The 23543-nt window shown below is 41.1% G+C and carries 26 protein-coding genes; 25 read left to right on the top strand and 1 reads right to left on the bottom strand.

Annotated features, from left to right (window positions below):
- Nucleotides 1-312 precede the first annotated feature (312 nt).
- The 24 genes from D5281_RS02450 to rsfS all read left to right on the top strand — a co-directional run bounded on the left by D5281_RS02450 (nt 313) and on the right by rsfS (nt 21461).
- Entirely contained in the window at nt 313-1296 is a 984-nt protein-coding gene (locus D5281_RS02450; protein WP_160558562.1) for an RluA family pseudouridine synthase, read from the top strand.
- A 71-nt stretch (nt 1297-1367) separates the two neighbouring features.
- Nucleotides 1368-1901 carry a Holliday junction resolvase RecU gene (locus D5281_RS02445; RefSeq protein WP_160558561.1) on the top strand — a complete coding sequence of 178 codons (534 nt, stop codon included), beginning with the start codon at nt 1368-1370 and terminating at the stop codon, nt 1899-1901.
- A 298-nt stretch (nt 1902-2199) separates the two neighbouring features.
- On the top strand, nt 2200-3318 hold the full coding sequence (gene hisZ / locus D5281_RS02440; protein ID WP_160558560.1) for an ATP phosphoribosyltransferase regulatory subunit: 1119 nt from the start codon (nt 2200-2202) through the stop codon (nt 3316-3318).
- An 89-nt stretch (nt 3319-3407) separates the two neighbouring features.
- Nucleotides 3408-4061, top strand: a complete 654-nt coding sequence (hisG, locus tag D5281_RS02435) for an ATP phosphoribosyltransferase (RefSeq protein WP_160558559.1) — start codon at nt 3408-3410, stop codon at nt 4059-4061.
- Nucleotides 4062-4090: 29 nt separating this feature from the next.
- Nucleotides 4091-5383, top strand: coding sequence for a histidinol dehydrogenase (gene hisD / locus D5281_RS02430; protein WP_160558558.1), 1293 nt, complete (start codon nt 4091-4093; stop codon nt 5381-5383).
- A gap of 33 nt (nt 5384-5416) precedes the next feature.
- Nucleotides 5417-6703, top strand: coding sequence for a bifunctional phosphoribosyl-AMP cyclohydrolase/phosphoribosyl-ATP diphosphatase HisIE (gene hisIE, locus D5281_RS02425; RefSeq protein WP_160558557.1), 1287 nt, complete (start codon nt 5417-5419; stop codon nt 6701-6703).
- 125 nt (nt 6704-6828) lie between these two features.
- The gene (locus tag D5281_RS02420; protein ID WP_160558556.1) at nt 6829-7188 is read left to right on the top strand and encodes a hypothetical protein; all 360 of its coding nucleotides are present in this window, start codon (nt 6829-6831) and stop codon (nt 7186-7188) included.
- A gap of 324 nt (nt 7189-7512) precedes the next feature.
- Nucleotides 7513-9384, top strand: a complete 1872-nt coding sequence (locus D5281_RS02415) for a TIGR03960 family B12-binding radical SAM protein (RefSeq protein ID WP_160558555.1) — start codon at nt 7513-7515, stop codon at nt 9382-9384.
- A 1-nt stretch (nt 9385) separates the two neighbouring features.
- Nucleotides 9386-10063: a TIGR03936 family radical SAM-associated protein gene (locus D5281_RS02410; RefSeq protein ID WP_160558554.1), complete on the top strand. Its 678-nt coding sequence runs from the start codon at nt 9386-9388 to the stop codon at nt 10061-10063.
- A 74-nt stretch (nt 10064-10137) separates the two neighbouring features.
- The gene (locus D5281_RS02405; RefSeq protein WP_160558553.1) at nt 10138-10677 is read left to right on the top strand and encodes an AAA family ATPase; all 540 of its coding nucleotides are present in this window, start codon (nt 10138-10140) and stop codon (nt 10675-10677) included.
- A complete protein-coding gene (locus D5281_RS02400; protein ID WP_160558552.1) occupies nt 10677-11903 on the top strand; it encodes a ribonuclease E/G in 1227 nt (408 codons plus the stop codon). The genes D5281_RS02405 and D5281_RS02400 overlap by 1 nt, the downstream gene beginning before the upstream one ends.
- 520 nt (nt 11904-12423) lie before the next feature.
- A complete protein-coding gene (locus D5281_RS02395) occupies nt 12424-13449 on the top strand; it encodes a hypothetical protein (RefSeq protein WP_160558551.1) in 1026 nt (341 codons plus the stop codon).
- On the top strand, nt 13431-14444 hold the full coding sequence (locus tag D5281_RS02390; RefSeq protein WP_277935131.1) for a LysM peptidoglycan-binding domain-containing protein: 1014 nt from the start codon (nt 13431-13433) through the stop codon (nt 14442-14444). The genes D5281_RS02395 and D5281_RS02390 overlap by 19 nt, the downstream gene beginning before the upstream one ends.
- Nucleotides 14445-14650: 206 nt before the next feature.
- Complete coding sequence (locus D5281_RS02385; protein WP_160558549.1) at nt 14651-14854, top strand: hypothetical protein; 204 nt, start codon at nt 14651-14653, stop codon at nt 14852-14854.
- 10 nt (nt 14855-14864) lie between these two features.
- A complete protein-coding gene (locus D5281_RS02380; protein WP_160558548.1) occupies nt 14865-15053 on the top strand; it encodes a hypothetical protein in 189 nt (62 codons plus the stop codon).
- Nucleotides 15054-15369: 316 nt separating this feature from the next.
- On the top strand, nt 15370-16938 hold the full coding sequence (locus tag D5281_RS02375) for an NADase-type glycan-binding domain-containing protein (RefSeq protein WP_160558547.1): 1569 nt from the start codon (nt 15370-15372) through the stop codon (nt 16936-16938).
- Between the two features lie 143 nt (nt 16939-17081).
- Nucleotides 17082-17387: a 50S ribosomal protein L21 gene (gene rplU / locus D5281_RS02370; RefSeq protein WP_160558546.1), complete on the top strand. Its 306-nt coding sequence runs from the start codon at nt 17082-17084 to the stop codon at nt 17385-17387.
- A gap of 3 nt (nt 17388-17390) precedes the next feature.
- Entirely contained in the window at nt 17391-17720 is a 330-nt protein-coding gene (locus D5281_RS02365; protein WP_160558545.1) for a ribosomal-processing cysteine protease Prp, read from the top strand.
- A 3-nt stretch (nt 17721-17723) separates the two neighbouring features.
- Nucleotides 17724-18008, top strand: coding sequence for a 50S ribosomal protein L27 (rpmA, locus tag D5281_RS02360; RefSeq protein ID WP_120467600.1), 285 nt, complete (start codon nt 17724-17726; stop codon nt 18006-18008).
- Between the two features lie 130 nt (nt 18009-18138).
- Complete coding sequence (gene obgE, locus D5281_RS02355; RefSeq protein WP_160558544.1) at nt 18139-19431, top strand: GTPase ObgE; 1293 nt, start codon at nt 18139-18141, stop codon at nt 19429-19431.
- 37 nt (nt 19432-19468) lie between these two features.
- Nucleotides 19469-19756 (top strand): ribosome assembly RNA-binding protein YhbY, encoded by a 288-nt coding sequence (gene yhbY, locus D5281_RS02350; RefSeq protein ID WP_160558543.1) that lies wholly within the window; start codon nt 19469-19471, stop codon nt 19754-19756.
- 44 nt (nt 19757-19800) lie between these two features.
- Complete coding sequence (gene nadD / locus D5281_RS02345) at nt 19801-20418, top strand: nicotinate-nucleotide adenylyltransferase (protein WP_160558542.1); 618 nt, start codon at nt 19801-19803, stop codon at nt 20416-20418.
- Between the two features lie 48 nt (nt 20419-20466).
- On the top strand, nt 20467-21066 hold the full coding sequence (gene yqeK / locus D5281_RS02340; RefSeq protein WP_160558541.1) for a bis(5'-nucleosyl)-tetraphosphatase (symmetrical) YqeK: 600 nt from the start codon (nt 20467-20469) through the stop codon (nt 21064-21066).
- Nucleotides 21067-21095: 29 nt separating this feature from the next.
- Entirely contained in the window at nt 21096-21461 is a 366-nt protein-coding gene (gene rsfS, locus D5281_RS02335; protein ID WP_160558540.1) for a ribosome silencing factor, read from the top strand.
- A gap of 153 nt (nt 21462-21614) precedes the next feature.
- Here rsfS and D5281_RS02330 read toward each other — a convergent pair whose 3' ends face one another.
- Entirely contained in the window at nt 21615-21836 is a 222-nt protein-coding gene (locus tag D5281_RS02330) for a DUF378 domain-containing protein (RefSeq protein WP_160558539.1), read from the bottom strand.
- A gap of 309 nt (nt 21837-22145) precedes the next feature.
- Between D5281_RS02330 and D5281_RS02325 the strand changes: the two genes are divergently transcribed.
- Entirely contained in the window at nt 22146-23420 is a 1275-nt protein-coding gene (locus tag D5281_RS02325; RefSeq protein ID WP_160558538.1) for an ABC transporter substrate-binding protein, read from the top strand.
- Nucleotides 23421-23543 lie beyond the last annotated feature (123 nt).

Below are 23543 nucleotides of genomic sequence, written 5' to 3'. Positions count from 1 at the left end.
TGGGAGCAAGCGTCCTCTGGCTACCGTGTGAAAAGTAACGAGCAAGCGTCCCCTAGAAACCCGGCCGCTGGGAATGAGAAATGAATTGTTTCATGGAATGGAGAGGTTTACATAAATAAATTATGTAAACTTGTGAAGCGAAGTTTCAAATTTATGGACAACTTTAAGTTTACGTAATGATATTATGTAAACTTAAAATTAAGATTTAAGGTTAATAAATTGCTTGAAGTTAACATAAATATATTATGTCAATCTCATGTGACGAAATGAACGATAATTTAAATATTCGGTTAATGGAAGGTCAGGAATGATATGCAGAGGATTCAGATAGATGAAAATGAGGCGGGGCAGAGGGTAGATAAGTTTTTGCATAAGTTTATGCCATTGGCGGCTTCTTCTTTTTTTTATAAGATGCTCCGCAAGAAAAATATTACGCTGAATGGGAAAAAGGCGGAAGGAAAGGAAAAGCTGGTAAAGGGGGATGTACTTTGCCTGTATTTGTCTGATGAAACTATAAATCAATTTAGGGGCGGCAGGGCAAATACGGATGAATATGAGGAAGCTTACAAGAAGCTAAAAGGGATTGAGGTTGTTTATGAAGACAGGAATGTTGTGATTGTAAACAAACCGGCAGGAGTTCTCTCGCAAAAGGCTGCCGCTGAGGATTTATCAGTGAATGAGTGGTTGATTGGGTATTTGCTAAAAACAGGTGTCATGGATGAGAGTCAGTTGTCCACCTATAAACCATCTGTTTGTAATAGATTAGACCGAAATACTTTTGGATTGGTGATAGGCGCTAAATCTCTTGCGGGAAGCCAAAAAATGAGCAGCTTGTTAAAGAGCCGCAAGGTTCGCAAATTTTACCGCATGTTTGTGAAAGGGCAGGTAGCTCAAGAGGAATTGCTGGAAGGACTCCTTGTGAAGGATGAAGAAAACAATAGAAGCTATCTGGTGAAGGGAGATGAGCGTAAGGCAGGTTCTCCTATCAAAACCAGATATTATCCAGTTTCGCGCTTTTCAGACAGGACATTGGTGGAGGCGGAGTTGATTACGGGAAAACCTCATCAGTTAAGGCTTCATATGGCGGGTATTGGACATCCGGTGCTTGGGGATTATAAATATGGCGATAGAAGCTGGAATGATAGGTATAAGCGCCAATATCAGATTAACAGCCAGCTTTTGTGCGCATGCCGCCTTGCGTTTCCAAAGCTGGAAGATGGCTTTGAAGCGCTTAGCAAAAAAGTGATTGAAATTCCGCTTCCCAGGGAATTTCAGATGTTGATGCGAAAGCCTTAATATGAGCCCTATATTAAATGGAAATCAGGGTATGAAAGCAAGGCAAAAGTCAAGAGAAGGTGGTAGATAAGATGGCAACATGGAGTACCAGAGGACTGAGGGGATCTACCCTGGAGGATATGGTTAACAGGACAAATGAGAAATATTTGGAAAGCGGCCTTGCGCTGATACAGAAAATACCAACTCCTATTACGCCGGTAAAGATAGATAAAACGACCAGACATATTACGCTGGCATATTTTGAGCAGAAAAGTACGGTGGATTATATTGGCGTGGTGCAGGGAATTCCTGTCTGCTTTGACGCCAAGGAATGTGCGGTGGACCGGTTTGCCCTTCAAAATATTCATGAACATCAGGTAACCTTTATGGGGCAGTTTGAGAAGCAGGGAGGAGTGGCTTTTTTCCTGATTTTCTTTTCCCACAGGGATGAATTTTACTATCTGCCCTTTGAAATCTTTCAGTTTTTCTGGGAAAGGGCGAAAAAAGGAGGACGAAAAAGCTTTCTCCATGAAGAACTGAATCCAGAATATATTTTGCCCAAAAAACATGGGATATTTGTCCCTTACCTGGATATACTCAACAAGGATTTGGAGGAAAGGGAATAGATTGAAAAATCTCCGATTTTTCAATCAACAAATTTGTACTTACGCCCAAATTTGAGGTTGCTCGTTACTTTTCGTACGGTAGCCAGAGGGCGCTGCTCCTCATTGTAAAAAGGAGTTAATTTGACAAATAGATATGCTTCTTGTATACTATCAATGGTATGAATTTATTAAAGTAGCGAAGTAGCACTTTAAATTACTAAAGCATGCGGATACGTTGGCCTTGTTCGCTGCTTGCGGGAATCATAGTAGAATTAAAAACAGTACTGGTATCATGTTAAGGATAGGAAAGAGGAGATAGATGAATCGGCAATTATTACATACACCGGAGGGTGTGCGGGATATTTATGGGAAGGAATACGCCAGAAAGCTGGCGGTGGAGGAGCTGATACACGGGAAGCTGCGGTTGTATGGTTACCAGGATATACAAACGCCCACTTTTGAATTTTTTGATGTGTTTTCCAAAGAAATCGGAGCCACGCCGTCCAGGGAGTTGTATAAATTTTTTGATAAAGAGGGGAATACGCTGGTGTTAAGACCGGATTTTACCCCTTCTATGGCAAGGTGTGCCGCCAAATATTTTATGGATGAGGATGTTCCCATCCGGTTTTGTTATGCTGGAAATACTTTTACCAATACAGGCAACCTGCAGGGAAAGCTAAAGGAAGTTACACAGATGGGCGCTGAGCTCATTGGGGATGGCAGTGTGGAAGCAGATGGGGAAATGATTGCCCTGGTGGTAGAATCTTTGCTCAGCGCCGGGCTAAAGGAGTTTCAGGTGAGTATTGGCCAAATGGAATATTTTAAAGGCATCTGCACACAGGCAGGCTTGGATGAACAGACAGAAAACGAGTTGCGGGAACTGATTTCCGGTAAAAATATTTTTGGTGCGGAAGAACTTTTGACAGGGCGGGGGGTTGCAGAATCCTATTGCAGGATGCTGTTAAAAGTCTCCGAACATTTCGGCTCTGTGGAGGTGCTTGGAGAGGCAAAGGAGCTGGTGGACAATTCACGTTCTCTTGAAGCAATTGGGCGTCTTGAGAAGCTTTATCATGTCTTAAAGAGCTATGGGGTTGAAAAATATGTCTCTTTTGACCTTGGGATGCTGAGCAAATATCATTATTATACAGGTATTATTTTTAAAGCTTATACTTATGGGGTGGGGGAGCCTGTGGTCAAAGGAGGAAGGTATGACAGGCTGTTAGGATATTTCGGTAAGAAGGCTCCGGCCATTGGGTTTGTGGTAGTTGTGGATGATTTAATGTCTGCACTGGAGAGACAAAAAGCGCATGTGGGGGTGGAAGATGATATAAAGATTCTTACCTATCATGCTTCTGATTATGAGGAGAAGCTTTCAAAGGCGAAGGCGTTAAGGGCAAAAGGGATAAGGACCGCTTTGCGCCCAATGACGGAGCCGTAAGGCGAGCTGCGCCTGGCCTGAATAGCGGGCATTTTTTTTCGGCTTTCGGGTATTTAGGGTACCGCAAAGCGGCAATATGGAGGATGGGAATGAGTGAAGATAGATATTTAACGTTTGCCCTTGGAAAGGGCAGACTTGCAGATAAAACTTTAGAGCTCCTTGCGCAAATCGGGATTACGTGTGAGGAGATGCGTGATAAGAAATCCAGAAAATTGATTTTTGTCAATGAAGAAAAAAAATTAAGATTCTTCTTATCAAAAGGACCGGATGTTCCAACCTACGTGGAATACGGTGCGGCAGATATAGGCGTAGTGGGCAAGGATACCATATTGGAGGAAAACAGGAGAGCTTATGAGGTGCTTGATTTAGGATTTGGGGCGTGCCGTATGTGCGTATGTGGACCAGCCTCTGCCAAAGAGCTTTTGCTCCATCATGAGAGAATCCGTGTGGCAAGTAAATATCCTGTTATTGCGAAGGATTATTTTTATAATAAAAAGCATCAGACGGTGGATATCATCAAATTAAATGGTTCCGTAGAGCTTGGACCCATTGTGGGGCTTTCCGATGTGATTGTTGATATTGTGGAAACAGGTTCTACACTTAAGGAAAATGGCCTTGAGGTTTTAGAGGAAATTTGTCCGTTGTCCGCCAGAATGATTGTAAATCAGGTGAGCATGCAGATGGAAACAGAGCGTATCAGGAATCTCATATCACAGTTAAAGCATTTAGTTTATAAAGATTGAAGAAACGGTAGACGGGAAGGAGAAAGGGTATGCGTATTATCGAATTAAATCGTAAAACCAGAAATAATCTTTTAGAGAATCTTTTGAAAAGAAGCCCCAATAGCTATGGGCAGTATGAGCAGACAGTAAATGAAATCATTGAACAGGTTCGCAAAAGAAAGGATGAGGCGCTGTTTGAGTATACATTAAAATTTGACCACTGTGAGATTACGGCTGAACATATTAAGGTTACAAAGGACGAAATTGCACAGGCCTATGAAAATACAGATCCGGCTCTGGTGGAGGTGATGAAAAAATCTGCTGCAAATATAACGAAATTTCATGAAAAGCAGTTACATAACAGCTGGATTTCACCGGAAAGTGACGGGACGATTTTAGGCCAGAGAATCACTCCTATTGAAATATCCGGTGTTTATGTGCCGGGAGGAAAAGCAGCTTATCCTTCCAGCGTTTTGATGAATGTGTTACCTGCCAAGGTGGCTGGCGTTTCTAAAATTATTATGACAACACCTCCTGATGCCACAGGAAAAGTAAATTCCGGCACGCTGGTTGCGGCAGATATTGCAGGTGTTGATGAAATTTACAAGGCAGGAGGTGCGCAGGCAATCGCGGCAATGGCTTTTGGCACGGAAAGCATTCCAAGGGTAGATAAAATAACAGGTCCTGGCAACATTTTTGTAGCCCTGGCAAAGAAAGCATGCTTTGGCTATGTGAGCATTGATTCTATTGCAGGCCCTAGTGAAATCTTAGTGTTGGCAGATGAGACAGCGAATCCAAGATATGTGGCGGCGGATCTTTTGTCTCAGGCAGAGCATGACGAGATGGCAAGCGCTATATTGATTACCACCAGCAGAAAGCTTGCCCGGCAGGTTTCTGAGCAGATAGAGGAGTTTGTTTTGAAGCTTTCCAGAAAAGAGATTATTGAAAAGTCACTGGAAGCTTATGGATATATCTTAGTTGCTTCCGATATGGATGAGGCAATAGCGGCGGCAAACGAAATTGCCTCCGAGCATTTGGAAATTTTGACCGAAAATCCTTTTGAAACTATGACTAAAATTAAAAATGCAGGGGCGATTTTCCTTGGAGAGTATTCATCGGAGCCTTTGGGCGATTATTTTGCAGGTCCCAATCACATTTTACCTACCAATGGCACCGCAAGGTTTTTCTCTCCGCTCAATGTGGATGATTTTTTGAAAAAAACAAGCATTATTTCTTATTCTAAGGAGGCGTTGGGGAGAGCACATAAAGACATTGAATTATTTGCGGAAAAAGAAGGATTGACGGCTCATGCAAATTCGATTAAAGTAAGATTCGAGGGTTGATGAGAGACTTAAGAAAAAGGAATGATTTTTGACATGAATAGTTATAAAAAATTTGTACCATGTATTTATCTTTTCAATGAAAAGGCAGTTGCAGGCTTTAAAGATGATACTGTGGTCAGCGAGGATCCGGTGGCGCTTGCTAAATTCTATGGGGATAACAATGCGGATGAACTGATTGTTTTTGATTTATCTACAGATGATATCAGTCATGAAGCAGCGCTTGACAAGATAAAAAATATATGCAATCAGGCCCAGATTCCGGTGACAGGCGCCGGAAATGTTAAACGGATGGAGGATATCAAAAAGCTTCTCTATGCAGGATGTGCTAAAGCAGCGCTTAATTATTCCAAAGAAGATAATGTGGAACTTACCAAAGAGGTTTCCCTTAAATTTGGAAGGGATAAGATTGTGGCCTGCATTGCAGAGGCCTCTGAGATAGAAGCAGGCGAAGGCATGCTCTCCGAGTTTGTAGGTGAGATTGTCTTAATCAAAGAAAAAACCATTAAACAGGCCATTGAGGTGGCGAAGGTACCGCTTGTGGTGACATTACCGGAGGTATCTCTTGACAAGATTATTGAGCTTTTATCCTGCATGAGTGTTGTGGGAGTGACAGGGCCTGCCATTAATGCTAATGCAAAGCAGCTAAATGACATTAAGGATTTGTGTGCCGATAATGGGGTTGGCGTTAAAACATTTGAGCCGGCGATTAAGTGGAAGGAGCTTACCACGAACTTTGATGGCCTGGTTCCTGTGGTGGTTCAGGATTACAAATCCCGTGAGGTATTGATGGTTGCTTATATGAATGAGGATGCCTATTTACATACCTTAAAAAGTGGGCGCATGACTTATTACAGCAGAAGCCGCAAGCAGCAATGGATTAAGGGAGAAACCAGCGGCCATTTCCAGTATGTGAAGGAACTGACGGCAGACTGTGATAAAGATACGATTTTAGCTAGGGTTTCACAGGTGGGCGCAGCATGCCATACAGGAAGTCGCAGTTGTTTTTTTAATGAAATTGTGAAAAAGGAGTATGATCCTTCCAATCCACTTATGGTGTTTGAGGAAGTTTTAGGTGTGATTAAGGATAGAAAAGTACATCCTAAGGAAGGCTCTTATACAAATTATCTTTTTGATAAAGGCATTGATAAAATCTTAAAGAAGCTGGGGGAGGAAGCAACGGAAATTGTGATTGCAGCCAAAAATCCCAACGCCAATGAAATTAAATATGAAATAGCGGATTTCCTTTACCATATGATGGTTCTCATGGTGGAAAAGGGGGTAAGCTGGGAGGAAATTATAGAGGAATTAGATAAAAGATAGTCTGAGCGTGGTGTGTCTTTGCTGTGTAGGATTAGGAGAAAATAATAAAAGAGTGGAAATGTGTATCGCATAATTTGATTGTGCGATGCATATTTTTTATTAACAAATGCCTGGACAAATATTTTATGAGCAAAGTAAACACAAATAAAAAATTGGAATTGATAAAAGCAATCCGCATGCAGAATCAGTACGACAGACAGTTATTCCGGTCAAGAGAAGGCTTTTTGTATTCAGATAACCCAGAGATGAGACATAGGGAGCTTTATGGGCTGGAAATGCCTGAAAAATTAGATGGACAGGAACCGGATAAGGAAAATGCCTTTGGGAGCTTCAGGATACGTTTTGCCATAGCGGTTATTCTATTGTTTTGTTTTATTTTGTGCGATGTCAATCACTTAAGCTATGAGGGAGAAAATACAGATACCTTTTTTGGAAGGGTGACAAAAAGCTTTGACATAAAAGAACTTTTGGAGCTGCAGGAATGATGGCCATTTCACGGAAATCAATTTTCAAATCTGCTGTGCGCAAGATTAAATAAAGCCACGCTCAGACGGCAAAATAATACCTTCACTGACGCGCTTTTGCTCTATAAAAACGCAACAGACGCTAAGCTCGTGTAGAACCTCGCTAAGCGCTAGCGTTTTTATAAGGTCAGTTCAAGTAATATTTTGTCGTCTGAGCTGGTTGTTTGCTTGCCAGCACACAGCAGATTTGAAAATTGATTTCCGTATGGTCATTTGATTACCTGTTGTTTTAAGGGGGAAATTATGATATAATTCCTCAATATTATTTGGGAAAAGGATAGATTCATGAGAAAACTAGCGTTAAGCGATGAAATACTGATGAAGGTGGAAAAGCCCGCACGCTATATTGGCGGCGAGGTGAATGCCGTGATGAAACAAAAGGAGCAGGTTCAGGTACGGTTTGCTATGTGCTTTCCGGATGTGTATGAGATTGGAATGTCCCATTTGGGCATACAGATTTTGTATGATATGCTCAATCAATTTGAGGATGTTTGGTGCGAGAGGGTTTATTCGCCATGGGTAGATTTAGACCAGGTGATGCGAAAAGAAAATATTCCATTGTTTGCCCTGGAATCACAGGATCCAATCAAAGAGTTTGATTTTCTGGGAATCACGATTCAATATGAAATGTGCTACACCAATATTTTGCAGGTGCTGGATCTTTCTAGAATTCCCCTGCTTTCAAAGGAGAGAGGGGAGGATGATCCCATTGTAATAGGCGGCGGTCCCTGCACGTACAATCCGGAGCCAATAAGTGACTTTTTCGACCTGTTTTATATTGGCGAGGGAGAGACCAGGTATCGAAGCTTGCTTGATTTATATAAGGAATGCAAAGCCCAGGGGCTGGGACGAAAAGAATTTTTGAAGAAAGCGGCAGACATTCCCGGCATGTATGTTCCTTCTTTTTATGATGTGGCTTATCATGCAGATGGTACCATAAAGCAAAGAATTCCCTTGGAAGAAGGGATTCCCGAAACCATTGCAAAAGAGCTGGTGGAGGATGTGACAGATACTTATTATCCCCATAAGCCTGTGGTTCCTTTTATCAAAGTTACGCAGGACAGGGTAGTTTTGGAAATTCAAAGGGGTTGCATCAGGGGGTGTCGTTTCTGTCAGGCGGGACAACTATATCGCCCGGTAAGGGAGCGGGATGCAAAAATGCTAAAGAGCTGCGCTGTGGAGATGCTGAAAAATACCGGACACGAAGAAATTTCTTTAAGCTCCTTAAGCTCAAGCGATTATTCCCAGCTGCCAGAACTGCTGGATTTTTTGATAGAAAACTGTGGCAGGGATAAGGTGAACATATCGCTGCCGTCTTTAAGAATTGATGCATTTTCATTAGATGTGATGAATAAGGTGCAGGACGTAAAAAAGAGCAGCCTGACCTTTGCGCCGGAGGCTGGAAGCCAGCGGCTCCGAAATGTGATTAATAAGGGATTGACCGAAGAAGTCATATTGGAAGGCGCCCGCCTTGCCTTTGAAGGGGGCTGGAAGAGGGTGAAGCTTTATTTTATGCTGGGGCTTCCCATGGAGACCAAAGAGGATATTGAGGGAATTGGCGATTTGTGCAACAAAATTGCGGCAGTATTTTATGAGACTGTTCCTAAGGAAAAGCGAACAGGGCGGGTACAGATAGTGGCAAGTACTTCCTTCTTTGTGCCTAAGCCCTTCACTCCTTTTCAGTGGGCTCCACAGTGCACAAAAGAAGAATTTCTGGACAAAGCTTATTTTACAAGAACAAATATTAGCAGTCAGCTCAATCAAAAGAGCATAAAGTATAATTGGCATGAAGCAGATATCAGTGTGCTGGAAGGCGTCTTTGCAAGGGGCGACAGGCGCTTAAACCAGGTTATCCTTAAGGCCTATGAAATGGGCTGTATGTATGATGCGTGGAGCGAGTATTATAAAAATGATTTATGGCTTTCTGCCTTTGAGCAGTGTGGTGTGGATCCTGCTTTTTATAGCGCAAGAGAAAGAGGAGAAGATGAAATTTTTCCGTGGGATTTCCTCGACTGTGGTGTGACAAAGGAGTTTTTGCTGCGCGAGTGGCATCATGCGAAAGAGGAAGCAGTTACCCCCAATTGCCGGAAGCAGTGTAATCATTGTGGAGCGGCCAGATTTAAGACCGGTGTCTGCATGGAAAAAAGGGAGAGATGATATGAAAGTGAGAGTTAAATTTTCAAAATACGGCCCGGTCAAATTTGTGGGACATTTGGATATCATGCATTATTTTCAAAAAGCTGTCCGGCGTGCAGGAATTGATATAGCTTATTCCGAAGGGTTCAGTCCGCACCAGATTATGTCTTTTGCCTCCCCGTTATCTGTTGGACATACCAGCGAAGGCGAATACTTTGACATGGAGGTAAGATCCTTTACAGACGAGGAGGACATGCTCAAAAAGCTTGGCCAGGTAATGGTGGAAGGGATTGACGTTCTGCAGGTCCGTATTTTGGACAAAGGAGAAGGAAATGCGATGGCAAGTGTGGCTGCCGCAGCTTATCTGGTAGCCTTTAGCGATAAATTAAGTTTGCCGGCAAATTGGGATAAGGAGCTTATTTCTTTTTACCAGCAGACACATATCGAAGTGGTGAAGAAGACCAAAAAAGGACAAAAGGAAATTGATTTAAAAGAAAGTATTTATCAGCTCGAGGTTCGTGGAGATACAGTTTATATGCTGGTGGATGCAGGAAGCGGCAGCAATATTAAACCGGAATTTGTGATGGAAACTTTTTTTGGGCAGTTAGGTGTCATGCTTCCGGAGTATCCTTTCAGGATTCACCGGATAGAAACTTACAAAAGGAGAGAGGATGGACAACTTGTGCCGCTTATAGCGTAAAGTTTGGGAGCGCGTAAACGCGATAGCGTTTTTGTAAAGCAGTGTCCAATTCAAAATGAAAGGAAAGAAATTTTATGAGGCCGACCAATAAACAGCCGTTATTTATCATCACAGGTGCATCCTGCGTAGGCAAATCAACTCTTTGCGAGAAATTATTCAGGAATGAAACGGAATATATTGTGATGGAGAGCGATTTATTGTGGAACGATATGTATAATACACCTGAAGATGATTATTGTGCTTATCGCCGATTGTGGATGCGGATGTGCGCTAACATTTCGCAGATCGGGAAGCCGGTTGTATTATGTGGATGCGCTGTTCCCAAGCAATTTGAGTATCAGCCCGAAAGAGAACTGTTTTCGGATATCTATTATCTTGCGGTAGTGTGTGATGATGCAGTGCTTGAAAAGCGTATGCGTATCGGTCGAAAGGTAGATGATGAGGGCTGGATTAAAAGCTCTATTGATTTTAACAATTGGTTAAAACAGAATGCAAATGATACATCCCCATGTATTACACTCCTTGATACCACTGACCTTTCACCGGTGAAAGCTGCTGAAAGAGTGGATAAGTGGATTACAAAAAAGCTAATTTTGTGTTTGGAGAAAAGCTGATGGGCAAAATAATCATTACAAAAAAAAATAACAGATTATTGCTTACTTTGTTTGATGAAAAAAAACCTTATCTTATAGAAATGGCGCCTTCGCTGGAAATGGAGTCTGTGCTGGGAAATATTTATATTGCAAAAGTAAAGGATATTGTTCCTGGCATTCATGGTGCCTTTCTGGCTATTTCTGCTAATAAGAATGTTTTTCTGCCTCTGAAAGAAAGATGTGGGGAAATTTTATGCGTCAACAAAGAATTAACACAAGAAAGCCCCCTTCGTCAAGGGGATGAGATAGTGGTGCAAATTGTGGGGGATGCTTTAAAAAGTAAACATCCTACCGCTTCAGGGAATTTGGCTCTGACAGGACAATATTGTGTCTGTGAATTTTTTGGACATGGAATTTCTTATTCTCAAAAGCTGAATGAAAAAAAGAAAAAAAATATTGCGGAAAAAATTCAAACTGCAGAAATTGAGGGACGCCGGCAATACCACTTTATAATCCGTACGAATGTAGAAAATCTGGAAAATTATGAACCGCTTTTTCATGAGATGAAAAATTTCATTAGAGTTTTTAACGACATGATTGGAATTTATAAACATCGAACTGTATATACATGCCTTTATCACAGAGAGCTGGAAATTCTTAGTTTGATTAAAAATATTCCGCTGAATACCTATGATGAAATGGTAACGGATGAGATAGAAATATACCAATTGTTAATAAACGAATTCTCCAAAACGCAAAAGACAAAGATTCGGCTTTATCAAGATAATATGATTTCTCTCTCAAAACTGTACAGCCTTGAAACGCATCTTCAGGAGGCGCTTGGAAAAAAAGTATGGCTTCGGAGTGGAGGATATTTGGTGATTGAGCCAACGGAAGCTATGGTGGTGATTGATGTAAACACTGGCAAAGCCAGCAGCAAAGCCAGCAGCAAGGCGAATGGTAAAGATCATGACTATTTGAAGGTAAATTTGGAAGCGGCGCAGGAGGTCGCCAGACAGCTTCGTATCAGAAATTATTCAGGAATGATTATGGTGGACTTTATTAATATGGAGTCTAAGGAAGATAATCAGACATTGCTAGATGCTCTGGATGCATGTCTGAGAGAAGATAAGGTAAAAACAAGACTTGTGGACATGACAGCTTTGGGAATAGTGGAAATTACCCGAAAAAAGACACGGAAGCCCCTTGCAGATTTCTTTCAACGAGATGAAAGTGCCCAAATTTAAGGGCTATTGAAAGCAGGGAGGCTGAAAAATATATAGGGTTAAAATTGAGAAAGATATTTCAGGTTAATCTTGGAATGTCTTTTTTATTTTATTAGAAACTTAAATTACAATTTAATCCTTAATTATAATGACATAAAATGATTAAAAGAAGGAATATTTTAAGTCGTAAAATTAAAAATCAGATAGAAAAATGTCTAATTAAGTGTGCGGATGTTATTTAATTCTCATGGATGGATCAATGAAATATAAATGAAATTTTAAAAGCAAGAGAAACTAAAAAGCGTGATTGAGTCAGTCAAGAACAGGCTTTACGGAAACATATTTGCACAATATGACTGACTGGGTCAGATTAAGCAGAAGTGTTTCGTGTACGACCGTATTGGTTTAAGCAGGGGCATTTTCTGAAGATTCTATATATAGAAGATGATGTGAAAATGATGCAAATATGATACAACTTTGATGCAAGCGAAAAGTATAATATTTACATGAACTATATAAAGGTAAGGGGTGTGAAAATAATATGGACGAAAGAGAACAGGAACAAGGAAAAACAAACAGAGACGGAATCACGACACAGTGTATTATTGCGGAGGAAACCAACCAGGAAATTGTGGATTGTATAACGAAACAGAAAAAGAGGCCTAAGGGTACTTTGCTTTTAGCCTTTGGTTTGGCTGTGCTTATTTGTGGCGGAATTTTTTCTGCAATTCTTTATTTGAGTTCTCCAAAAGGCTATCAAAATTATACCGTTCAAAAAGAACAGTATTACGTGGAATATTCCGAACAATATGATTATTGGGACGTTATTACCGTAGAATATCCTCAGCTTAATGGAATAAAGGACACGGTACAGGAGACTTTAAATAATTTGATGTATGATACGGCTATGGACAGAGTAAACTATTGGCATCTTGCCCCGTCCGATGAAGTAAAGGATTTTCAGGAGGAATTTTTTACTATGTTTTGCAGTGATGTAAATTGCGATGTTACATACCACAGTCAATACCTTTTGAGTATGGATTATCGGGAATATTATTCCGCCGGAAATCCTGTCTGGATGACCAACGGGACGGAAAGAGCGCTTACAGTAGATTTACTGACAGGGGAGAACTATGAACTGACGGATATTTTGGAAATAAATAAAGAGTTTATGAAACTTTGGGATAGGGCTTACAGTGATGAGCTTGATGAAGATTATGGGGATGATGAGGAGCTTGAACTGATTTTGTCCTGGTTTTTGCAGGAGAATGAAGAAATAAATGTAAATTATGTTTGCAGCCCTTTTTTCTATGTGACAGAAGATGGCGATTTTACAGTGGGAGTTTCTCTTGACCCGATTTTGGAACGTGCCTATACCTATCAACCCATTAACAGAAGCTTTTATGCAGAGCTTACCGCAGAGGAAATAGAGCCATTTCGGAAAGAAAGTGATTTTTGGGAAAGGTATGATAACTCAGAGACAGCAGGGGAAGTCCTTCCCTGTGAGGATAAAAAGGAAAATATATGGTTAGGGGAGGATGCGGGTATATGGAAACACGAATATTAAAACAAGCTTTACTTTGCGTATGCTCAATGGCGCTTTTTATGATCGTTTTGCCAGAAATGGCTGTCCGGGCGGACGAAAGGGAATATCCGGTGTCTTATAAGAAAAATCCTGATTCTGATGCGCCTTATATCATACTTGAGGAGGCAGCGGAAGATTATACAGTCCTTCCAGGTGACAGCCTTTGGGAAATCTCACGAAAATTATATGGTGAGGGTCGGCTTTATGTGAACCTCGTAGATGCCAATCAGGATATTTTAACCAGCCCAAACCTTATTTATCCGGGGATGGAACTTAAAACAGCACGAACAGGCTATATTGAAAGAACGCAGTCCAAATATGGCGGTGTACAGATGGGAGAATATTCTATGGACATGCCCTATGGATGGAGGGTTGGATATATGGAATCGGGTGAGGCCTGGGCGAACTTTGTCATGCGCGGAGATGGCGTAGTTGGCTGTCTGGTGCAAGATAAGGAAAGGGATACTTCCAGGACCGTGGAGGACTGGGAAAAATGCACACAAAAAATTACAAAATATGCTGATGAAAATTATGCCACGCAGGTATCTGACCTTGGCTTTGAACATTATAAAATGAAAAATCAGGGGGATGGGACGGGAGAGGTTTATCTCTATTCCTTTCTCTGGCATGTAAGCCCTGATTATCCATCCCTGGTCTTTCGGGTGTGCATGGGGCTGAAGCTGACAGACCATATACAGGCGGAATTTGTGGGATTTGCTTCGGATTATGATATTCAGGGCTGTATACGTTATATAACAGCCTCTTTCGAAGAACATTTTCAAGAAAAGGACTCCGGAAATTTCACCGTCAACGGTTCCAATATGAGTCTTGCCCCGAACATAAGCTGGGAACTTTCGGGCATGTTTAATCCGTTCCCTTTTATGGATGAGTATTTTACTTCCAAACTGGAAAAAGTAACAGGATCTGGTGAGGAGAATGAAGGTAAAGGAAAATATAAAGGACGTATCGGTAATTAGCCGTCAGGATTTATGCGCTGCAAAACAGCAACATGGAGGTTAGATTGAAAAATCATCCTGATGGCTGATTTTATCAATCTTCTATTTAGGCAGTATCGCAAGCAGACTTGCGATATGCATGGGGATTAGTGTGAAAATAAATTTTTCACACAACAAATTTGTGCCTACGCCCAAATTTGCGTGGGTTGGCAAGAATGGGGAATTAAGTGAAAATTAAAATTTTATATAGTATTTTAGCTATACTGGCCATAACAAGTTTGGGGACCGGATATGGCTGGTATCAAAGCAGCGGTGAAAAAGTAGCATACATATTAAAGCGGAACTGGGATAACCATGAGAGCAGCGGATACTGTATGGAAGTAAAATTTCTTCCGGAGGAAGCTTTCCTGCGGGCAGGTTGGTGCATTTAACCAATACGTCATGGTTTATGAAGTGGTAAACGGAAAATATGAACTTACAAAGGAGCTGGAATATCAAATTGATACGGGTGGAGAAGGAAAAGATTTATTATATTACTATGAAATGGGAACTTTTGTTCGAAAACATATCATTGAAAATGGGTATGATGAGGTTAAGGAACTTTATCCGGAATTAGACTATTGGAGATGATAACACCTTTTTTAGACAAAAAATGATATAAAATGATTCTTTTTGCATTTTGACGCCTGCATAAACCAATCAATTTTCTGATAATTAACGCAAATAACAAATGCACTTATGAAAAAAGTACATATTTTTTTAAAAATTTCTATCAAAATAAAATATAAATAAACAGAGTATAGAAAATTATATTTATTGTCACGTTTGAAAATGCAAAACTACGCAAAAACATGCGTTATTGTTTGCGTAACAACATGTGTTCTTGTGTAAACCTTTTTCTCACAATTTGTTTGAGACTTGTGCTATAATAGAGGTGGTGATTTTCATGAGAAGAAGCATTTTATTAACAGCATTATCAACAGTAGGTGTTTCAATGTTTTGTACCGGATGTGGTATGATGCAAAAAACACAACGGCAGGAATCAGCGAAGTATGTAGTGAATTGTGATTCTTATATGGCTTGTGTGATGACTTCTGCATTGGCTCCTACAATGGCTTTTATGATAGCATCTGCGGTGCAAGCGTCTGCAGAAAATGAGGCTTCAAAGCAGGAAGCAGGCGAAGTTTCACAGGAAGATTCTTATGAGGATTTTTATGAATATGAAATAAAAGAAGATGACACTGGTACGCCATACTCCATTATCAAAGGATTTAAGGGGGACTTGGGGGAGGATGTTGCTAAGAAAGTGAAGAAATTAACCCAGAACTATTATTATTTTACCCTTCCAGAGGTTTTAGAAGGTGCCATCGTAAAAGAAATAGCGCCAAATGCGTTCCAAAATGTGGATTTAGGCAGTTACTGGAAGGCCCTCTCGCTTTCGCCAGCACTTATATCAATAGGGGAAGGCAGTTTTCAGAACTGTGGCATTACGAAAATGGAACTGAAAGGGACGGAACTGAGCGAAAATATAATGACACAGGATCATGATGTAGATAGTATAGAAAATAGTATAGGAAGAAAAGTCTCTGTTGGCGATAGGGCCTTTGCAGACAATCCGGAACTGTGGGGGATATGGTTAAGCGATACGGAGCCTGTTTTTGGTCGGGAGGTTTTTACAGGATGCGCGCTAAAACAGTATCTTTGTTACAGAAGCTATCAAACAGGGCCTGAGGATGTTTCAAAGCAGCTGGAATTATATGCTGCAGAAAATGGCATGGAAGCTGTTGAAATTCCAGCCTATTGCAGCGATGCCCCTTTCGTTCATATTCCAAAAGAACCACTCACCCTGACAGCGGAGGTTAAGAATTTTTTCTACGGAGAATCCGCAGATGATGAACTTTTTTGCGCCTTTACTTATGATGACAATGCTCCAGATTTTGGTTTTCCCGAATGGCATGTGCCCTGTGGTGAGTTTTGTGCCATGAGCGGCGGTAGATATGAGATAATGGCCAGTTCCGAGCTTGCTTCACAGAATAATAAATATGCCGCCCGAAATCTGGTTTATGGACGCGAAACAGCATGGGCGGAGGGTGTTCCGGGATATGGCATAGGTGAAAGCATTCGTGTTACATCCAGCTGTAGTTATTCTGGCAAATGGGATGGGGAAGTGTTTTTTTATGAAGGCGATTTAGAGCCAGATGTTTTTGACGGTTATATGCGCTATACGCAAATATGCATTGTAAATGGTTATGCCAAAAGTCAAAAAACATGGGAGGAAAACGGGCGCGTCAAAAGAATGCTTATGTATGTGGAGGGACAGCCCTATGCATATCTGGAGCTGGAAGATACCATACGCCCACAATATTTTACCCTTCCAATCAATGATATCAAAGCGTTTGAGGGAGTTGATGTTCACTTTGAATTCGTAATAGATGAAGTTTATCCGGGAACAAAATATGAAGATACCTGCCTTACCGGACTTGTGGTAGAATTTATGGGGCGTCATGGCCATTAAAGAAAGAAAATAATTCTTGACAAACAGTTTGGTGAATGGTATAGTTCATGTGTATGCCGCATAACGAGGCTAAAGTGCGCTAAGGCGCCGCCGAAGTTAGCGAGTAAAATCAGTTTTGGCTGATTAGTAATAGGAGGTGCCATATGTACGCAATCATTGCAACGGGTGGAAAACAGTATAAAGTTTCCGAGGGTGATACGCTTAAAGTTGAAAAACTGGACGCTGAGCCCGGAACAACTGTGACATTTGACCATGTTGTCGCTGTCAGCGATAACGGGCTTAAGGTTGCCGGTGATGTAGCAAATGCCAGTGTAACAGCAACTGTCGTTGAACAGGGCAAGTTACGTAAGGTAATTGTCTACAAGTATAAGAGAAAATCCGGTTATCATAAGAAAAATGGCCATAGGCAAGCATACACACAGGTAAAGATCGACAAGATCAATGCTTAAAGTATGACAAGTATTCGGATTATAAAATCCCTACATGGAGAATATAAAAGAGTAACATGCAAAGGACATGCAGGCTTTGCAAAAGCTGGAAGTGATGTGGTGTGCAGTGCGGTTTCTATGCTGGTTATCAATACAATTAATTCTCTGGACGTATTGGCAGGCATTAAATTACAGGTAGATTCGGATGAGGAAGAAGGGTTTATAGACTGCATACTTTTGGAAAATCCGGGTGAAAGTGGCAGATTACTTCTTGATTCCATGGTTTTGGGATTAGAAATGGTGGTATCACAGTACGGTAAAAAGTATTTAAAACTTAAATTCGAGGAGGTGTAATTCATGTTAAAGCTGAACCTTCAATTTTTCGCTCACAAAAAGGGTGTTGGTTCTACCAAAAACGGTAGAGATTCCGAAGCAAAAAGGCTAGGTGCGAAAAGGGCTGACGGCCAGTTCGTGAAAGCAGGAAATATCTTATACAGACAGCGTGGGACTAAAATCCATCCTGGTATCAACGTAGGACGTGGTGGTGATGACACTTTGTTTGCAAAGGTGGATGGTATACTTAGATTTGAAAGAAAAGGAAGAGATAAAAAGCAGGCTTCCGTATACCCCGTTGAACAATAGTACGAATTTTGGCAGGCTTCAAACATATTTTTTTGTTTGAAGCCTTTTTCAACATCTAACGAAATAAGCGGTGTAGAAATAATTTGTGCCGGACCCGATTTTTGGGCTTTAGGCATCATGGAGGGCTAAGATGTTTGCAGACAGAGCAAAAATTTACGTCAGAAGCGGCAAGGGCGGTGACGGCCATGTGTCCTTCCGGCGTGAAAAATATGTACCCAACGGCGGGCCTGACGGAGGAGATGGAGGAGACGGCGGAAGTGTTATCCTTGTGGTAGATGACGGCCTTAATACCCTCACAGATTACCGTCATGTGCAAAAGTACCATGCGCAGGATGGGGAAAATGGCAAAAAGCGCAATTGCCGTGGCAAAAATGGAGCCGATATCATTTTAAAAGTACCGGAAGGCACCGTAATCAGGGAAGCAGAGAGTGGAAAAGTAATCACAGACATGTCCGGTGAAAACAGAAATTTTGTTCTGCTTTCAGGAGGACGTGGTGGTAATGGCAATCAGCATTATGCCACCAGCACCATGCAGGCGCCTAAGTATGCGCAGCCTGGTCAGCCCTCCAAGGAATTAGAGCTTCTTATGGAGCTGAAAGTCATTGCAGATGTAGGGTTGGTAGGCTTTCCCAATGTGGGAAAATCAACGCTCCTTACAAAGGTTTCCAATGCAAGGCCCAAAGTGGCCAATTATCATTTTACTACGCTTAATCCACATCTTGGTGTGGTGGATTTACAGGATGCCAAAGGCTTTGTAATCGCTGATATCCCAGGCTTAATAGAGGGGGCTTCGGAGGGAATTGGCCTTGGCTTTGAATTTTTGCGCCATATTGAAAGAACTAAGGTGATAATTCATATGGTGGATGCGGCAGGAACAGAAGGACGTGACCCTATAGAAGATATTTATGCGATTAACAAAGAGCTTGAAGCCTATAATCCGGATATTGCCCTGCGTCCCCAAGTAATTGCAGCTAATAAGACGGATATGATCTATGTAGATGGGGGAGATGATCCTATTATTCGCCTTAAGAAAGAATTTGAACCTAAAGGTGTTTCTGTATATCCTATTTCTGCCATCAGCGGAAAAGGTATCAGGGAACTGCTATATCATGTCAGGAATATGCTTGACCGGCTTGATGATAAACCTATTATATTTGAACAGGAATTTTTTCCGGAATACATGCTTTCCGTTTCGGAGGATCCCTACACAGTTATTTATGATGAAGCAGCACAAGAGTATGTGATAGAAGGCCCAAGGATTGAAAAAATGCTGGGATATACGAACCTTGAATCGGAAAAGGGTTTTGCCTTCTTCCAAAACTTTTTAAAGGAAAATGGTATTTTGGATCAGCTAGAAGCGCTGGGAATACAGGAGGGTGATACGGTCAGAATGTATGGCCTGTCCTTTGATTATTATAAATAATTACGAAAGATATATCATTACAAATTAGGAGGCGCCGATGACAAGTAAACAACGTGCATATTTAAAAGGTCTGGCTATGAATCTGGAATCAGTGTTTCAAATCGGAAAAGGAGGACTCTCACCAGAAGTGACCGGAGCAGTCGATGAACTTTTTAACACCAGAGAGCTGGTAAAAATCTCTGTTTTAAAAAATTGTATGGAGGATCCAAGACAGATGGCAGATGTTCTCGCGGGCAGAACACAGTCACAGGTTGTGCAGGTGATTGGCAGAAAGATTGTATTATATAAGGAAAGTAAGGATCGTAAGAAAATTGAACTGCCATAGTGGGCATTGCTGATAGGAATGACTCCTGGAAAGGATTCAAATAGATGGGTAAAAAAATTGGTATTATGGGCGGAACCTTTAATCCAATCCATAATGGACATTTACTTTTGGCAGAAACTGCCAGAGAGATTTTGGGCCTTGATAAAGTCATTTTTATGCCCAGTGGAAATTCTTATATGAAGAATGCATCTTCTATCTTAAAGGGGGAAGAACGAGCATATATGGTAGAGCTTGCTATTGAAGGAAATCCCTATTTTTGTTTGTCTTTAATGGAATTAAAACGACAGGGCCCCACTTATACTTGTGATACTTTGGCTGAGTTGAAAAGCCAATATCCAGAAGATGAATTTTATTTCATTGCAGGCGCCGATACGCTTCTTACTTTAGAGAGCTGGAAAGAGCCTGCATTGGTTTTAAAAAATTGTGTTATGGTTGTAGCGGTTCGTGGAACAGGCGTTGAAAAGCAGCTGATGGAAAAAGTTAAAAGGATAGTCTTTCAATATCACGCAGATATCCGTATGCTCCCAACAAGATATGTGGATATTTCATCTTCAGAAATCCGGCAAAAGCGAAAGGAAGGTCATTCTATTCGTTATATGGTTCCTGAAAACGTGTTTGCCTATATTGAGCAGAATAATTTATTTTGTAACAAGAGGGTATAATTGGCGGCAGTATCGTAAGCATAGCTGTGGTATGCAGGGGGTATAAACATGAAAATTGCTGACACAAGAAAAATTATGAAAAAGATGGAAAAAACACTGGACCCTAAACGCTATGAGCATACCTTGGGAGTTGCCTATACAGCGTCCTCCCTGGCCATGTGTTACGGAGCGGACTATGAAAAAGCGATTGTTGCAGGGCTGTTACATGATTGCGCAAAATGTATGTCCAATGAAAAAAAGCTGGAAATCTGTGACAAGCATAACTTGGAAATTTCTGAGATAGAAAGAAAAAATCTTTATTTGCTTCATGCAAAGGTAGGAAGTTATATTGCCAGGAAGCAGTTCCATATTGTGGATAGGGATATTTTAAATGCAATTTTATACCACACCACCGGAAGACCTGGAATGTCCCAGCTTGAGAAAATTATTTATATTGCAGATTATATTGAGCCGGGAAGAAGGCATGCCCCTAACCTGCCACAGGTTAGAGAGCTGGCTTTCCGGGATTTGGATGAAGCGCTTTTGAAAATTTTGGAAGATACACTCGAGTATCTTAAGGAAATCGGCGGCACAAGTGATCCTATGACCCAAAAAACCTATGATTATTATAAGGCATATATACAAATAGAAAAAAGACAAGAGGATTAGTTGCTGCTTACAGGAATGGAGGAATTAAAATGGCAGATTTATCCGGAGAAAGAATAAAAGGAATGGCAAGGATGGCCATAGAAGCGCTGGAAGATAAAAAGGCAGAGGATATCAGGGTAATTGATATTAGCCGCATTTCTGTGCTTGCAGATTATTTTATCATTGCCAGTGGAAATAACAGGAATCAGATTCAAACACTTTGCGATGCAGTGGAGGAAAAGCTTGGACGAGCGGGATATCCTGTGAAGCAGATAGAAGGGTATGACAATGCTAATTGGGTGCTTCTTGACTTCAAGGATATTATTGTTCATATCTTTGACAAAGAAAACCGTCTTTTTTATGATCTAGAGCGGATTTGGTGTGATGGCAAAACGATTTCACCACAAGATTTATAAGAATGAGACATTTCAAAGACCATTTTATATAGTTTGAATGAATATGTAAAGGAATCAGGCCGATTGAAAGGTTAGTCAAAATGATCAGCCTGATTCCTTAAAAATGTGTTTTGCTCAGCATTTAACAGCGTGCTTTAAAAAACATCTGTTTTTTTATTGCTCAGCAGTTTTACGCGTACCGCCAGTATACATATAGAAAGTGATCAGATAAAGGCCGCAGATTCCCACTACTGCATATATGATTCTGGCCAGCCAGGACATATTGCCGAAAATAAAGGATACAAGGTCAAAAGAAAAGAATCCGATTAACCCCCAGTTAACCGCACCAATAATTGCAATGGTAAGTGCGATACAGTCTAAGCATTTATTATTCATTTCAAACCCTCCATTCTTCTTTTTCATCAAATTTGAAGTCTTACAATTCAGGCTTACAATTTTATTCTTTCCCTTCCTTTAAAATATATGTTATACAATAAATGTATAAAATGTATAAAAATGAGAGTAATATAGGGAAATATCTGTTTATAAATTAAAAAAATGTTTATAAAGTTGACAATAATTCATATTTGCGTTATTATTTCTCGTAAAGTTAAAAGACGTTCGGCGTCTTTTATACGCAGCAGGCAATGTTTATGGTATTCATTTTATGTCTGATGCGAAAATATTTTAGAGGAGGAGCAAATTATGAAGAAAAAAGTAGTTAGCCTTTTACTTGCGGCATCTATGGTAACTGTTATGCTTGCAGGCTGTGGAAATTCCGGCAGCCAGGATGTGAACGATGCAGGTTCTGAGAGCGCAGGCACAGAAGCAGAAGCTGATAACGCTGATGCGGCAGAGACAGAATCAGATGCTGATGCAGGAAGTGAGGAAGCAGCCCCTGCAGCAGGATCAGGAGAGACCTATAAGATAGGTGCAATTGGTCCGGCAACAGGCGGAGCAGCAGTTTATGGTATTGCCGTTCAAAATGGCGCCGACCTTGCCATCAAAGAAATCAATGAAGCAGGCGGTATCAATGGATGTATGATCGAGTACAACTTCCAGGATGATGAGTGCGATAATGAAAAATCTGTTAACGCATACAATACCTTAAAGGATTGGGGTATGCAGATGCTGGTAGGTTCCACCACCAGTGGATGCAGTATTGCAGTTGCAGCTGAGTCCGCAAATGATAATCTGTTCCAGTTAACCCCTTCAGGATCTTCCGTAGACTGTATTACAAATGATAATGTATTCCAGGTATGTTTTACAGACCCGAACCAGGGTGTTGGTGCGGCACAGTACATTGGCTCAAACAATGTAGCCGAAAAGGTTGCTGTTATTTATGACAGCTCTGATGTATATTCTTCAGGTATTTATGAGAAGTTTGCAGGTGAAGCGGCAAATCAGCCTTTTGAAATTGTATCTACGGAAGCGTTTACCGCTGACAATAAGACTGATTTCTCCGTACAGCTTCAGAAGGCAAAGGATGCAGGCGCAGAGCTTATTTTCCTTCCGATTTATTACACAGAAGCTTCTTTAATTTTAACACAGGCAAACGCTATGAACTATGAGCCTAAATTCTTTGGATGCGATGGCCTTGACGGTATTCTTAATGTAAAAAACTTTGATACGGCTTTGGCAGAAGGCGTTATGTTACTTACACCTTTCGCAGCAGATGCTGAGGATGAAGCAACCAAGTCCTTTGTAAGCGCTTATGAAGCTGCTTACGGTGACACACCCAATCAGTTTGCGGCAGATTCCTATGATGCGGTATATATCATCAAGGCTGCAATTGAGCAGAGCGGCGCTGCGCCATCTGACAGTGTTTCCGATATCTGCGATAAGCTAAAAGCAGCTATGACAGAAATTTCCGTTGATGGCCTTACAGGTGAGGCAATGTCCTGGGAAGCTGGCGGCGCAGTTAACAAGGCACCTAAAGCTATGGAAATTGTAAACGGAAATTACTCTTTGATTCAGTAAGATAACAGATACTGACAGCTGCAAAAAGCTATGGATGCTGCTGAGAGCACACCAAAACAATCAATCACAAGCGCTGTCACGCTTCGTAAGGCAGTTTATTGTAATGAAATGCACAAAGAGGGT

The organism is Parablautia muri (assembly GCF_009917485.1).
Lineage (GTDB): Bacteria > Bacillota > Clostridia > Lachnospirales > Lachnospiraceae > Suilimivivens > Suilimivivens muri.
Note: the sequence above shows the minus strand (reverse complement) of the source record. Positions and strands in the feature narration are given on the sequence as shown.

Excerpts from the sequence above, each read along its gene's own strand:
- D5281_RS02420 (WP_160558556.1), top strand. The coding sequence starts at position 6,829 with ATGAGCAAAGTAAACACAAATAAAAAATTGGAATTGATAAAAGCAATC.
- obgE (WP_160558544.1), top strand. The coding sequence starts at position 18,139 with ATGTTTGCAGACAGAGCAAAAATTTACGTCAGAAGCGGCAAGGGCGGT.
- D5281_RS02450 (WP_160558562.1), top strand. The coding sequence starts at position 313 with ATGCAGAGGATTCAGATAGATGAAAATGAGGCGGGGCAGAGGGTAGAT.
- D5281_RS02400 (WP_160558552.1), top strand. The coding sequence starts at position 10,677 with ATGGGCAAAATAATCATTACAAAAAAAAATAACAGATTATTGCTTACT.
- hisZ (WP_160558560.1), top strand. The coding sequence starts at position 2,200 with ATGAATCGGCAATTATTACATACACCGGAGGGTGTGCGGGATATTTAT.
- hisIE (WP_160558557.1), top strand. The coding sequence starts at position 5,417 with ATGAATAGTTATAAAAAATTTGTACCATGTATTTATCTTTTCAATGAA.
- nadD (WP_160558542.1), top strand. The coding sequence starts at position 19,801 with ATGGGTAAAAAAATTGGTATTATGGGCGGAACCTTTAATCCAATCCAT.
- D5281_RS02410 (WP_160558554.1), top strand. The coding sequence starts at position 9,386 with ATGAAAGTGAGAGTTAAATTTTCAAAATACGGCCCGGTCAAATTTGTG.
- yhbY (WP_160558543.1), top strand. The coding sequence starts at position 19,469 with ATGACAAGTAAACAACGTGCATATTTAAAAGGTCTGGCTATGAATCTG.
- D5281_RS02380 (WP_160558548.1), top strand. The coding sequence starts at position 14,865 with ATGGTTTATGAAGTGGTAAACGGAAAATATGAACTTACAAAGGAGCTG.
- D5281_RS02405 (WP_160558553.1), top strand. The coding sequence starts at position 10,138 with ATGAGGCCGACCAATAAACAGCCGTTATTTATCATCACAGGTGCATCC.
- rpmA (WP_120467600.1), top strand. The coding sequence starts at position 17,724 with ATGTTAAAGCTGAACCTTCAATTTTTCGCTCACAAAAAGGGTGTTGGT.
- D5281_RS02395 (WP_160558551.1), top strand. The coding sequence starts at position 12,424 with ATGGACGAAAGAGAACAGGAACAAGGAAAAACAAACAGAGACGGAATC.
- D5281_RS02330 (WP_160558539.1), bottom strand. The coding sequence starts at position 21,836 with ATGAATAATAAATGCTTAGACTGTATCGCACTTACCATTGCAATTATT.
- D5281_RS02365 (WP_160558545.1), top strand. The coding sequence starts at position 17,391 with ATGACAAGTATTCGGATTATAAAATCCCTACATGGAGAATATAAAAGA.
- hisD (WP_160558558.1), top strand. The coding sequence starts at position 4,091 with ATGCGTATTATCGAATTAAATCGTAAAACCAGAAATAATCTTTTAGAG.
- D5281_RS02325 (WP_160558538.1), top strand. The coding sequence starts at position 22,146 with ATGAAGAAAAAAGTAGTTAGCCTTTTACTTGCGGCATCTATGGTAACT.
- rplU (WP_160558546.1), top strand. The coding sequence starts at position 17,082 with ATGTACGCAATCATTGCAACGGGTGGAAAACAGTATAAAGTTTCCGAG.
- rsfS (WP_160558540.1), top strand. The coding sequence starts at position 21,096 with ATGGCAGATTTATCCGGAGAAAGAATAAAAGGAATGGCAAGGATGGCC.
- hisG (WP_160558559.1), top strand. The coding sequence starts at position 3,408 with ATGAGTGAAGATAGATATTTAACGTTTGCCCTTGGAAAGGGCAGACTT.
- D5281_RS02415 (WP_160558555.1), top strand. The coding sequence starts at position 7,513 with ATGAGAAAACTAGCGTTAAGCGATGAAATACTGATGAAGGTGGAAAAG.
- D5281_RS02445 (WP_160558561.1), top strand. The coding sequence starts at position 1,368 with ATGGCAACATGGAGTACCAGAGGACTGAGGGGATCTACCCTGGAGGAT.
- yqeK (WP_160558541.1), top strand. The coding sequence starts at position 20,467 with ATGAAAATTGCTGACACAAGAAAAATTATGAAAAAGATGGAAAAAACA.
- D5281_RS02375 (WP_160558547.1), top strand. The coding sequence starts at position 15,370 with ATGAGAAGAAGCATTTTATTAACAGCATTATCAACAGTAGGTGTTTCA.
- D5281_RS02390 (WP_277935131.1), top strand. The coding sequence starts at position 13,431 with ATGGAAACACGAATATTAAAACAAGCTTTACTTTGCGTATGCTCAATG.